Genomic DNA, 12,098 nt, shown 5'->3' with positions numbered 1-12,098 from the left:
TGGACATCCGAAGGATACCGGTGCGTTTTACTGCTGAAACGCGGGCGGGTCCCGACCTGGCGGTCAGGACCCGTGCCTCGAGCTCCCGGGGAAGGAATCGAACCCTCATTCAATGAACCAAAATCATTTGTCCTGCCATTAGACGACCCGGGATGGTTCGCCCGTGATGCCCGATTCGCTTGATCGGACGCGCTTGCAGCCAACACTATGCCGTACGGCTGCCCGTCGACGCGACGGTGCCGGGCACGCCGGCCGGGCCGCGAGGGCGGGAACGGGCAGGAAATGGGGTGGCGGGCTTCCGTAGTCTGGGTGGTATGACCACAACGGGGGCAAACGCGGAGGCGGGCGCGCGCGGCGCGCCGGACGGGCCTTGGTGGTGGGCGCGGCGGCGCAGCATGGTGTTCGACGTCGTGCTGGCGCTGGTGTCCGCCCTGGAGTGCGCGGCGGAGGGCGCCGGATTCGCGGACGAGCACGGGGGCCCGGTGGCGCTCGGCATCGTGGTGGGGGCGCTCGTCGGCGGCACGCTGCTGTTCCGGCGCCGGTGGCCGGTGGCCGTGGTGCTGCTGGGCATCGCGATCACCCCGGCCGAGCTGGGCTTCCTGCTCGGCATCGTCGGCCTGTACACGCTGGCCGCCTCGGACGTGCCGCGCCGGCTGACCGTCTTCCTCGCCGGTGTGTCGGTGGCGGGGACGTTCCTCGTGACGTTCATCAAGTTCCAGCGCGACATATCCGCCGGGGAGGGGTACCAGCCGGGCCCCTGGATGATGCTGTTCTTCGCGTCGCTGGTGGCGCTGGGGCTCACCGCACCGCCCGTGCTCCTGGGGCTCTACGTGGGGGCGCGGCGGCGGCTCGTGGAGAGCCTGCGGGAACGCGCGGACGGCCTGGAGCGCGAGCTGTCGCTGCTCGCGGAGCGGGCCGAGGAGCGCGCGGTGTGGGCCCGCAACGAGGAGCGCACGCGGATCGCGCGCGAGATGCACGACGTGGTGGCGCACCGGGTGTCGCTGATGGTCGTCCACGCGGCCGCCCTGCAGGCGGTGGCCCTGAAGGACCCCGAGAAGGCGTCGCGGAACGCGGGCCTGGTGGGCGACATGGGCCGGCAGGCGCTGACGGAGCTGCGCGAGATGCTCGGCGTGCTGCGGACCTCCTCCGAGGGCATGGTGACGGAGGCGTCCTCGGCCGCGGACTCGCGGCGGCTGGCGGAGGTCGCGGCGGCGGCCTCGGCCGCGGCCTCGGCGCGGGTGACCGCGGGCGTGGGGGCCGGTGCCGCGGGCGGGACCGCCGCCCCGGTGAGCGAGCCGTCTGCGTCCGGTGACGGTCCGTGCCTGGACGGCCTGGAGGATCTCGTGGGCCAGTCGCGGGCCGCGGGCATGGCCGTCGAGCTGTCCGTGGAGGGCGTGGAGCGTTCGTACGGCGCACGGGTGGAGAGCACGGCGTACCGCGTGGTGCAGGAAGCGCTGACCAACGTCCACAAGCACGCGCCGGGGGCGAAGGCCGTCGTGCGCGTGGCGCACCGCGGGGACGAGGTCGCGCTGCAGGTGGAGAACGGGCCGTCGGACTGCGGCGCCGCCGCGCCGGGCCTGCCGAGCGGCGGAAACGGCCTGGTGGGGATGCGCGAGCGGGTCTCGGCGCTGGGCGGGGTCTTCGTGTCGGGCGCCACGGACGCGGGCGGCTTCAGGGTGTCGGCGGTGATCCCGGCGATCGCGGAGAGCGGGGCCACGCCGGCCTGAGGTCCGTAGGACGGGCCCGCCGGCCCGAAGCCCGGACGGCGGGGGCCCGCCGGTGCGGACAAGGCCGGTTCTCACCCGGCTTTTGGCCGGTTCGCGTTGCTCCGGTCAGCGGCGTCCCATGCCCGCCGACAGCCGCGAGGGCCGGGTGCCGTTGACGAGCGTGGCGATGGCGTGGTCGATGTCCGAGCCCAGGTACCAGTCGCCGGTGTGGTCGAGGCTGTAGACGCGGCCGTGGGCGTCGATGGCGAGCAGGGCCTGCCCGTCCGCCTCCTGCCCGAGCGGGCACACCTCGGCCCCCAGCGCGCGCCCCAGGTCGGCGACGGTGCGCGCGAGGTGGAGCCCGTGCAGTGGGTCGATGTGGAAGGGCGTGGGGGCGATGTGCCGCCCGGTCCCGGTCCCGGCGATGTGCAGGCCCCCGAACTCCGCCCAGGCCTCGACGGCGGCCGGGAAGACGGTGTGCCGGTGCCCGGCGGGGGAGGTGTGGGCCCGCAGGGCGTCGGCCCAGTTCTCGGCGGCCTTGATGTCCCAGCGCCCGGGCTGCCACCCGGCCTCGCGCAGGGCGGCGTCCACGGCGGCGGGGAAGCGGGTGGCCGCGGTGCGGTCGAAGGCGCGCATGCCGGTCAGCCCCTGTCCTTGGTGAGAGAGGCCTTCGTGGCGGCCTTGGAGATGGCGGCCTTGGCCGGGGAGGCCTTCGCGGGGGCCGCGGGGTCGACGCTGCGTACGCCGAAGTGGCTCAGCAGCGCCGTACAGGAGCGGCAGGGCGGGGCGTACGCGCCGTGCCGCGGGTCGCCGTCCTCGCGGATGTGCCGGGCGGTGAGCTTGGCGTGCTTCAGGGCGCGCCGGGCCTCGCCGTGGGTCAGCGGTTTGCGGGAGGCGCGTTTGCCGCGCGCGCTCTCGAAGGCGCCGAGGAAGCGGGTCAGCAGGAGCGCCTCGGGGCAGCGGCCCGTGAAGCGCTCGCGCCGGTCGCTGGTGAGGGTGTCGAGGAAGTCCTGGACCAGCGGGTGCAGCGCGGGAGGCACCTCGGCCTTGCCCGCGGTGCAGGTCAGCGTCTCTCCGCGGACGGAGAGGGCGGCGGCCACGGCGGGCAGTATGCCGTCGCGGCGGTGCAGCAGGGCGGGGGGCCGGTCGGCGTCCTCCGTGCTCCAGGTGAGCCGGGGATCGCCGGAGGCCGCCGTGCCGTGGTCGTCGGCGGGCGGTCGGTCCTGAGTCGTGTGCATGGTGGTTCTTCCCTCCCTGCAATCCCCCTGTTGCGGAGGTCAGCCTGCCAAACGGGACGGCAGGTGCGGAAGTCAGGTCGGGGTTGGCGGGGCGTCGTGTGATGTTCATGCGTCGGATGACCGGACCGGTGGGGCCGGCGGCGCGGCGTCCGGGAGGGGTTCACGGGGCGTGACGGCCGGGCCGGCGGCGGTGCGGGCGGACCGGGGCGCGGTTCCCTCCTTGCGGTACCGCATAGGCTGTGCCGCACGGGGTGTTCTCGGCCATGGGGACACCGGCCGTCCGGGCCGCCCCGTGGCCCGGACGGGGGTCCGGTGACTCGCGGCGACCGCCGCGTTCGTCGGGGCCTTTCGGAGACACACAGTCAGCAGGGGGCTTCCGCCATGACGACAGGTCGGCTCGGGCAGCAGGCCGCGCCACCGAATGCGGCCTACGCCGGGCAGGTCGTGCACTTCCCGGACCCGGTCCGCGCCAGCCGCTATCCCAAGGGAGTGCGGATGGACGACGAGGGCCGTCCGGACTTCTCGCCGTACGCACGGGCGGCCGCGGAGATCGCGGAACCGCCCGAGGGCTTCGGCGTGGACGAGCTGCGGCTGACCGACTACGTGTCGGCGAACGCGGCGCTGCACGCCGCGGGCCACGAGCTGTGGGCCAGCCTGCCCTCGGTGGCGACGCCGCACGGCTGGACGTGGCACCACGTCGTGGGCACGCGCCGGCTGGAGCTGGTGCCCGCGGAGGTGAAGGCGCTGCTGCGGCACCACGGCGGGCTGGCGACGGCCGCCGTGGACCAGGACAAGCGTGGCACGCGCCCGCTGCAGGAGACCCGGCCGGTGCACTTCGTGCTGCCGCAGCGGGACCTCGCGGTGACCGAGGAGCAGGTGCAGGGCGTCGAGGAGGACCTCGGCTACCGCCTCCCGGGCGCGTACCGGGCGTTCCTGAAGGCCGCGGGCGGGTGTGCCCCCGTGGGCGCCGCGCTGGACGCGGAGCTGGGCCTGCTGATCGACCAGCCGTTCTTCACCGTGCGCGACGAGGCGGCCGTGAACGACCTCGTCTACGTCAACAAGTGTCTGCGCGACCACTTCACCAAGGACTATCTGGGCGTGGGATTCGTCCAGGGCGGCGTGCTCGCCGTCAAGGTGAAGGGCGAGGCGATCGGTTCGGTGTGGTTCTGCCCCTACGACGACGCGCGCGACCGGGACGGCTGGACGGTGCAGGAGCGGGTGGAGCGGCTGCTGCTGCCCTGTGGTGAGGACTTCGACGTGTTTTTGTCGCGCTTGGCGGGTGGTCCGCCGGAGCTGGAGACGGTCGCCGGCCTGATGGTGGACGGCGGCTTCGCCTACGCCGTCCCGGTGGAGGGGTGAGCGCGCGGTGGTGACGTTCGCGCAGGCGCAGGAGCGCGGTGAGCGCTGGGCCAACGGTGACGTGCCGGCGTACCAGCACCGGGAGGTGCGGGTCCGCGAGTTCGACCTGGGCTTCGTGGTGTGGGCCGAGGACCGCGAGGACGGTCCGACGTCCGACGGCGGCCTGGTCCGGCTGGTGATCGCCCGGGACAGCGGGGAGACGACGCTGTGGCCGGGGCTGCCGGTGGGCGAGGTCATCCGGCGCTACGAAGAGGAGTACGGGGCCGTGCCCGTGGAGGAACCGGAACCGTCCGACGCGCCGCCGAAGCGGCTGGACCTGAACGCGACGTCGTTCCTGCTGAGCCCGCCGCAGTGGCTGCAGGACGCGGCGGACGCGATGGGGATCCCGGACCGCAGGACGGACGGGGGGACTCCGGGCGGTACGTCCGGCGGTGCGTCCCGTACGTCCGACACGTCCGGGGGCTCGGCCGCGGCGGCGCGTTCGGGGGCTTCCTCGGATGCGTCGCAGGGCGGGCCGGCGCTCGTGCCGCCGCCTGCGCCCGCGCCGAGCGCGCCGGGTGCGGCGAGTGCCCCGAGCGAGCCGGGGGTTCCTGCGGCGTCGGCTTCGTCCGACGGCCCTGCGGCCTCTCAGGCCCCCGCCGCACCCGTTGCGCCGCCCGCGCCCGTGCCTGCTCCTGCGGTGCCTGCTCCTGCTCCCGCGCCCGCTTCTGCGGCGCCCGGGGAGCCGGAGCCTGCCACGCCGTGGGCGGCGGCCGCCACGCACACCGCGGATGACGACGACCGCTCGGTCGGCCTGCCCGCCACGGTGCTGGCACCTGCCCTGTCGGGCACGGACGAGGACGACACGCCGCCTCCGGGCGTCGGTCCGGAGGCGAAGACGGCCCTGATGGCCTCCGGCAGCGCGCTGCCGAAGACGGCGATCGCGCCCGCGATCGACGACCTGCCGGCGGGCGGGGGAGCGAGCGGTGCGCCCGTTCCGCCGCCTCTCGGTCCCGGTGCGCCCGGGGCTCCGGTTCCGCCGCCTCCGGGGCCGGGTGCCGGTGCGCCTTACGTGCCCGGGCAGTCCGGCGCCCCGGTGCCGCCCGGTGCGCCTGGTGCCGGTGCTCCGCAGGGGCCCGGGGCTCCCGTGCCGCCGGCGCCTCCCGGCGCTCCCGTCGCCCCTGGTGCCGCCGCTGCTTCCGCTGCGCCCGGGATCCCCGGTCAGCAGCAGCCGGGTGCGGGCTCTCCGACGCCGCCCGGTGCTCCTGCCGCGCCCGCCGCTCCGGGGATCCCCGGCCAGCAGGCGGGGGCCGGTGCCCCCACGCCGCCCGGTGCGCCCGCCGCGCCCGGTGGCGGGGTGCACCACGCCGCGACGATGCTGGCCGGTCCCGGTACGCCGGGCATGCCCGGTGCCGCGCCTGCCGCGCCCGGCGCTCCCGTACCGCCTGCCGCGCCCGGTCAGCCCACGCCGCCTCCCGCCGGACCCGGCGGGGTGCACCACGCGGCGACCATGCTCGCCAGTGCGCCCGGCGGACCGGCGGCTCCTGGGGCTCCGGGCGCTCCCGGTGCCCCCGGCGCGCCGGGCCAGCCCCCGGCCGCCCCCGGCCGCCCGGGGACCCCGCCGCAGGCCCCTGGCACTCCGCCCGCGGGCCCCGGCGGGGTGCACCACGCCGCCACCATGCTCGCGAGCCCCGGCGGGCCCGGCATGCCCCCGGCGCCGCAGGGCCCGGCCGCGCCGCAGGCTCCGGCTGCTCCGCAGGGCCCGGCCCCCGCGTACGGCTACCCCCAGGCGCCCACCGGTCTCCCGACCGTCGGCCCGGGCTACATGGCGGTCCTGCGCTACCGCGCGCACGACGGTTCCGAGCAGCAGCTCATCCGGCGCAGCGCGCCGGGCACGCCGCACCCGGAGTGGCAGATCCTGCACGAGCTGATGGGGCTGAACGTGCCCCGCGAGCAGGTGCTGGAGCTGCACACGGAGCTGGAGTCGTGCGACGGCCCCGGCGGCTACTGCGCCCGCATGGTGCGGGAGAACTGGCCGCAGGCGACGGTCAGTCACACGGCCGCGTACGGCCGCGACCACGCCACGCGCCAGCAGGGCGTCCGGCACCTGATCGAGCATCAGGGCGAGCTGCACCAGGTCGCGGACGGCCCGGCCCGCCCGGCGCCGAACCGGGTGCCGCTGCCGCACCCCGGCCAGGTGCAGCAGGCGCCGCCGGTGGGCCCGGACGTGGTGGCCCGGGAGCTGGCCGAGTCCTTCGGCCCGCAGGGCGTGTTCCGGTTCGAGCAGCGCGCGGTGTCGCGCCAGGGCGTGCCGGACGTCGTCGCGCAGACGCTGGTGTGGGCGGGCGTGCCCGTGGACTGCGGGCCGTTCTTCTGGGGCCAGGCGCAGCCGGGCCGGCCGGTGCCGACGCTGGCGGAGCTGGCGGCGGAACGGCAGGTGCAGGCGGCGCCGGACGCGGGCTCGTACCTGGTGATGGGCACGGACTTCGGCAAGCAGCTGTGCGTGCAGTACGGCACGGCACACATCGTGGCGGTGCCGCTGGAGGCGGGGCCGGGCGGTTCGTCCGTTCCTCCGCAGTTCGTCAACACGAGCCTGCCTCAGTTCGTTCGCTCTTTGGCGCTGCTCGGGAAGATGTGGCGCTGGCGCTACGGATTGACGCCGGAGCAGGCGGGCCGCTGGACGGTGGATTTCCAGGAACAGCTGATGGCGCTGGACACGGCCGCGTTGGCGTCGCCGGAGAACTGGTGGTCGGTCCTGGTGGAGCAGATGTGGGACGGCCTGTTCTAGCCGCGGCGGCGGGGCGTTGAGGGCGCGGGGCGTCCGATCCGGGATGAGGGTCGGACGCCCCGTGTCGTAGGTTGGCGCATCCTTGACACAAGAAGCGGGCGGAGTGTCGCGTCATCGGCACTTCCCGTGGTCCGGGGATGATGTGCGCCAGACTGCGTCACATACCGGACATCCGGGATATAAGGGGCTTCAAGGATGAGTGCATCGGTGTCTCCCGACGGATTCTCCGTCGTACGGGGCCGGGGTTACCGGCCCGAGCAGGTGGATCGCGCTCTCGCCGAGTTCGCGCGGCAGCGGGACGCGGCCTGGGAGCGGGTGGCGCGGCTGACCGTACTCGCGCGCGAGATGGAGGAGGAGGCCCAGCGCCTCGGGCAGGTGGTGGCGCAGCTCCCACCCCAGACGTACGAGACGCTCGGCCAGCGGGCGCAGGGCCTGCTCATCACCGCCCAGGCCGAAGCCGCCGGGCTGCGGGAGCGGGCCGAGGCCGCGGCCGCCGAGATGATGGACGCGGCGGAGGCGCACGGGCGCGCCGTCCGGGACGCCGCGCACGAGCAGTCGACCGCCCTGCGCGCCGAGGCCGACGAATGGGCGCGGCAGGCGCTCGTCGCCGCCGAGACCGTCGCCGACGACGTCGTCGCCGTCGCCCGCCGGGACGCCAAGCAGCGGCGCGAGGACGCGGCGGCGGCGCTCGCCGAGATGCGGGAACGTACCGCCGCCGCGCTCGCCGAGCAGGAGAAGGACCACGCCGAGCGCTGGGAGACCGCGGGGCGGGAGATCGCCGAGCGGGAGGCCGCGCTCGACACGCGCATCGCGGCGATGGACGAGTACGCGCGCAACGCCCTGGCCGAAGCGCAGCGGCGCTACGCGGAGGCGGAGGAAGCGGCGCGGCACGGGCAGGAGGACGCCGACGCGCAGGGCGCCGCCCTGATCGCGCAGGCGCGGGTCCGCGAGGAGCGGGTCGTGCGCGACGTGGAACGCATCCTGCGCGAACACGAGGAACGCCGCGAGGAACTGCGCGCCCACATGGCCCACGTCCGCCACAGCCTGGCGGCCCTGACGGGCAAGCCGGTGGCGGAGGACCTGGGGGCGGGGGACAGCTGAGCGCGGCACCGGTGGCTGGGCCGCGCGCATGCTCGACCTCGACCGGGAGGTCGAGGGTGCCTGCACCTTTGAATCCGCCGCCGCGGCGGGGGTGAAGGATGCGGGTGCGTCCTTCACCGGGGCTGTGGGCTGTGGGTCAAGGGCGCCCGCACCCTTGAATCCGCCGCCGCGGCGCGCAACCACGACGGTGGAGTCCGGCGGTGCCTGCCCGGGCGGAGGTGGTTCCGGCACCGCCGAGTGCCGCCGTTGTGGCTGAGCGCCGTCGCGGCGGAGTGGAGGATGCGGCTGCATCCTCCACCTCGGCCCGCGGGCTACGCGGTCGGCTTCGGCGCGGGAGGCGTGGGCGTTGTCGTCTGCGCCGCGACCACCGTCAGGTGGACGGTCTCCACCTTCCCGTCAGCCGTCTCCAGGCGGAGCATGTAGGCGCCTGCCTTGTCGCCCGTCAGCAGCTTCGGGAGCGTCAGGACGCCGTCCTTGTCCGTCGTGCCCGCCTTCACGATGAGCACCGGCTTGTCGTCGGTGCCCTTGAAGTAGGGGCTGCCCTTCTCGGGGACGGTCTTGCCGTCGGTCATGGTCACCGACACGGTGACCTCCGCACCGATCACGTCCTTGCCGGCCTCGCCGAGGACCTTGAACTGGATCCGGTCGGGGAACGCGCTGTTGGGCTCGGCCTTCAGTTTGGAGCTGTCCACAACGACGATCTGCTTCGCAGCCCGCACCTTGACCGTGCCCGCGAACTCGACCGCCGGGATGTCCCGGCCCACGACCTTCGCGGTCAGCGTGACCTTGCCGCTCTTCAGCCCCGCCACGACGCGCGGCGCGGTGGCCGTGCCGTCCTTCGCGGTGGAGACGGTGATCGCGGTGGAGCCGTCCGCGAACGTGGCCCCGGCCCCGGTCCCGCCGCCGATCTCGAACCGTACGCGGGCTTCCGCCACCGGCTTGCCGGACTTGTCCTTGGCCAGGACGCGGGCCTGCTCCTTGAACGCCTCGCCGGCGTAGGTCTCCCAGGCGCGGTTGTCGCCGATGCGCTCCAGACGGCTCGCGGGGGCGGGCGGGACGGGCTTGTTGTCGCCGCCGGGCTTGTTGGTGCCGCCGTCACCGGGCTTGTGCGTGCCGCCGTCACCGGGCTTGCTGGTGTCGCTCCCCGGCTTGCTGCCGCCGCCGGGCTTGCCGGTGTTCCCGCCGTTCGACGGCGGGGCAGGCTTCGAAGGAGGCGCCGGCTTCGCGGGCTTGGGGGACGCCCCGGACGCCGGAGGAGCCGACGGCCCCGACGGAACCGCCGGAGTCCCGCTCCCCGCGGGCGGGTTGCCCGACGGCTTGCCCGGACGGTCCGGCAGGGAGGGCACGTTGCCCTCCTTGTAGGCGCGCATCCAGGACGTGACGGCGTTCACGTACTCGCGCGAGGGGTTGTAGCTGAGGATCGCCTTGTCGAGATCCGCGGCGCTGTTCATGTCCTTGCCGCCCGCGCACAAGTACTTGGCGGTGCCGAGCGCGGCGTCGTAGATGTTGTTGGGGTCCTTCTTGCCGTCGCCGTTGCCGTCGGCGCCGTAGAGCGCCCAGGTGGACGGCAGGAACTGCGTGGGGCCGACGGCCTTGTCGTAGACCGTGTCGCCGTCGAGCGCGCCCCGGTCGGTGTCCTTGATGAGGGCGAAGCCGTTGCCGTTGAGCTGCGGGCCGAGGATGGGCTTGTCCGTGGTGCCGTCGGACGTCATGCGGGTGCCCTGGTAGGTCCCGTGGTGCGTCTCCACGTTGCCGATGCCGGCTATGAGCTCCCAGGGCATGTGGCAGCCGGGCAGGTCGGCGGCCGCGCGCTGGGCGGCCTTGCGGTAGGCGTCCAGGGCGGTCGCGGGGATGCCCGTGGTGGCGTCCTTGGCGTCGTTCTTGCCGTCGCCGCGCGCGCCGGGCAGGCCGCCGGGGCCCTTGGGTCTGAGGTCGGGCAGCGTGAGGTTGGGGGTGCCGTGCGGCAGGCCCTGCGGATTCTTGGGGTCCTTGGCGGGGTCGTCCGAGTCCGCGGTGTTGTGCGCGGGACTGACGCCGACCGCTGCCGTGAGGCTGGCTACGAGCAGGGCCGTGCACAGACCCTGCCGGGAGACGCTGGCAGCGCGCGTAGGGAGAATCTTCACGTTGCTGCTTCCTTCGGAGACCTGCGGCCCGTGCGAAGGGGGTGCACGACTTCCCCCCTCGGCCATGACCCCGAACACTAATTCCCTGTGGCCCCAATTGTCTTGCCCGATGGCCGCCTTCACGTATTATTCGCCCTTCGTTCCTCGTCAACTCCCGCCACTTTGCCCGTTTCTTGGTATTTGTCCGCTGCGGATTCCGTACCGGACTCCGCAGCGGGTTCGCCCGCGTGCACGGGGAAGTGCCGTGGCGCCAGGGTCAGAAGGGCGAGCAGTGCCAGACCGGCCGCGCCGGCGGCCCCCAGATAGACGTGGTCGACCGCCGCGGAGACGGCCTGCCGCAGATATCCGGCCGCTTCCGCCGTGAGGGACGTGCTCGCGTGCTCCAGGGCGCGCGAGACGGAGTCGAGGTCCGCGGGCAGCCCGGGCCGTACGGAGGCCGGGGCGTCCTCCAGGCGCGCGGCGAGCGTGCCGTTGGCGACGGCCCCGAAGAGCGCCGCCCCGACGCTCTGCCCGACCTGCCGGCAGAAGAGCACGGACGCGGTGGCGGTGCCGCGCTCCGCCCAGCCCACCGACGACTGCACGCCCACGATCAGCGGGAGCTGGAACAGGCCGAGGGCCGCACCGAGCGCCAGCATCACCAGAGCCGGCTGCCAGGCGGCGCCCGGGTGCGGGAGGAGGGGGAACGACAGCAGGATCAGTGCGGCGAGGCCGATGCCGAGTGCCGCGCAGCTGCGGAACCCGATGCGGTTGTAGACGTGACTGCTCAGGGCGGCGGAGATCGGCCAGCTCAGCGTCATCACGGACAGCACGAGCCCGGCGGCGATCGGCCCCAGGCCGAGGACAGCCTGGGCGTACGTCGGCAGGAAGACGGTCGGCGCGATGATCAGGAGCCCGAGCGCCCCGAAGGAGAGGTTGACGGCGCAGATGGAGCGGCGGCGCCAGACCCAGCCGGGAATGACCGGCTCGGCCGCGCGCCGCTCGACGACGGCGGTCACGCCCGCGCACACCGCGCTGCCCGCGAAGAGCGCGAGGGAGGGCGCGGAGAGCCAGGGCCAGGCGACGCCGCCCTGCACGAGCGCGCAGAGCAGCAGGCCGCCGCAGGCGAAGACGCCGAGCGCGCCGGGCCAGTCGACACGCGCGCGCGGGCGCGCGTGGGTGCGGGAAGCGGGCTCGTGGAGGTGGCGCCTGACCAGCCAGAGGGCGACCGCGCCGACCGGCAGGTTGATGAGGAAGATCCAGCGCCAGTCGGCGTACCCGGCGAGCAGGCCGCCGAGCGCCGGCCCGGCCACCGCGGCGGTGGCCCAGACCGTCGACAGCCTGGCCTGGATCCTGGGGCGCTCCTTGAGCGGGTAGAGGTCGGCGGCGATCGTCTGCACGGTGCCCTGCAGGGCACCGCCGCCGAGGCCCTGCAGGACGCGGAAGGCGATGAGCGCGGGCATGCTCCAGGCGGCGGCACACAGGGCCGAACCGAGGAGGAAGAGGACGATCCCGGCGAGGAGCACGGGCTTGCGGCCGAAGGTGTCCGAGAGCTTGCCGTAGACGGGGAGGGTGACGGTGACGGCGAGGAGGTAGCCGGAGAAGAGCCAGGAGAAGACGGTGAAGCCGCCGAGGTCCGCGACGATCTGGGGGACGGCCGTGGAGACGACGGTCCCGTCGAGGGCGGCGAGCGCCATGGCGAGCATGAGCGCGGCGACGACGGGTCCGCGGCGGGCGACGGCAGGCGGCGCCGCGCCCGGCGCGGTCGCCTCCGTTCCCGCCCCGGGTATGCCGCCGCCGCCCGTGCAGTCGCCCGTGCCGTTCTTGC

General features: G+C 74.7%; 8 protein-coding genes and 1 tRNA gene. 4 read left to right on the top strand and 5 right to left on the bottom strand.

Annotated elements, in window-relative coordinates; all coding sequences use genetic code 11:
• Positions 1-82 precede the first annotated feature (82 nt).
• A tRNA-Gln gene (locus ACFPP6_RS26135) sits at positions 83-153 on the bottom strand.
• 161 nt (positions 154-314) lie between these two features.
• On the opposite strand from ACFPP6_RS26135, the gene ACFPP6_RS26130 reads away from it, so the two are divergent.
• Positions 315-1,727, top strand: a complete 1,413-nt coding sequence (locus ACFPP6_RS26130; protein ID WP_382047003.1) for a sensor histidine kinase — start codon at positions 315-317, stop codon at positions 1,725-1,727.
• Between the two features lie 105 nt (positions 1,728-1,832).
• On the opposite strand, the gene ACFPP6_RS26125 is transcribed toward ACFPP6_RS26130, so the two are convergent.
• Both ACFPP6_RS26125 and ACFPP6_RS26120 read right to left on the bottom strand, forming a co-directional pair.
• Positions 1,833-2,342: an SUKH-3 domain-containing protein gene (locus tag ACFPP6_RS26125; protein ID WP_058046634.1), complete on the bottom strand. Its 510-nt coding sequence runs from the start codon at positions 2,340-2,342 to the stop codon at positions 1,833-1,835.
• A 5-nt stretch (positions 2,343-2,347) separates the two neighbouring features.
• Positions 2,348-2,944, bottom strand: a complete 597-nt coding sequence (locus ACFPP6_RS26120; RefSeq protein WP_382047000.1) for a YwqJ-related putative deaminase — start codon at positions 2,942-2,944, stop codon at positions 2,348-2,350.
• 381 nt (positions 2,945-3,325) lie between these two features.
• Here ACFPP6_RS26120 and ACFPP6_RS26115 point away from each other — a divergent pair, with 381 nt between their 5' ends.
• From ACFPP6_RS26115 to ACFPP6_RS26105, 3 genes are all read left to right on the top strand, one after another.
• Entirely contained in the window at positions 3,326-4,303 is a 978-nt protein-coding gene (locus tag ACFPP6_RS26115; RefSeq protein ID WP_382046998.1) for an HNH endonuclease, read from the top strand.
• Between the two features lie 7 nt (positions 4,304-4,310).
• Positions 4,311-7,070 (top strand): SUKH-4 family immunity protein, encoded by a 2,760-nt coding sequence (locus tag ACFPP6_RS26110; RefSeq protein WP_382046996.1) that lies wholly within the window; start codon positions 4,311-4,313, stop codon positions 7,068-7,070.
• A 207-nt stretch (positions 7,071-7,277) separates the two neighbouring features.
• Entirely contained in the window at positions 7,278-8,171 is an 894-nt protein-coding gene (locus tag ACFPP6_RS26105) for a coiled-coil domain-containing protein (RefSeq protein WP_382046993.1), read from the top strand.
• 311 nt (positions 8,172-8,482) lie between these two features.
• Here the strand turns inward: ACFPP6_RS26105 and ACFPP6_RS26100 are convergent, their stop codons facing one another.
• Both ACFPP6_RS26100 and ACFPP6_RS26095 read right to left on the bottom strand, forming a co-directional pair.
• Positions 8,483-10,294, bottom strand: coding sequence for a lytic transglycosylase domain-containing protein (locus ACFPP6_RS26100; RefSeq protein ID WP_382046990.1), 1,812 nt, complete (start codon positions 10,292-10,294; stop codon positions 8,483-8,485).
• A 119-nt stretch (positions 10,295-10,413) separates the two neighbouring features.
• On the bottom strand, positions 10,414-12,060 hold the full coding sequence (locus ACFPP6_RS26095) for an MFS transporter (protein WP_382047123.1): 1,647 nt from the start codon (positions 12,058-12,060) through the stop codon (positions 10,414-10,416).
• Between the last annotated feature and the right edge of the window lie 38 nt (positions 12,061-12,098).

The organism is Streptomyces aureoversilis (assembly GCF_042657885.1).
Taxonomy (GTDB): Bacteria; Actinomycetota; Actinomycetes; order Streptomycetales; family Streptomycetaceae; genus Streptomyces; species Streptomyces aureoversilis.
The sequence above is the reverse complement of the archived record's forward strand: the minus strand, read 5'-3'. Positions and strand labels throughout refer to the sequence as shown.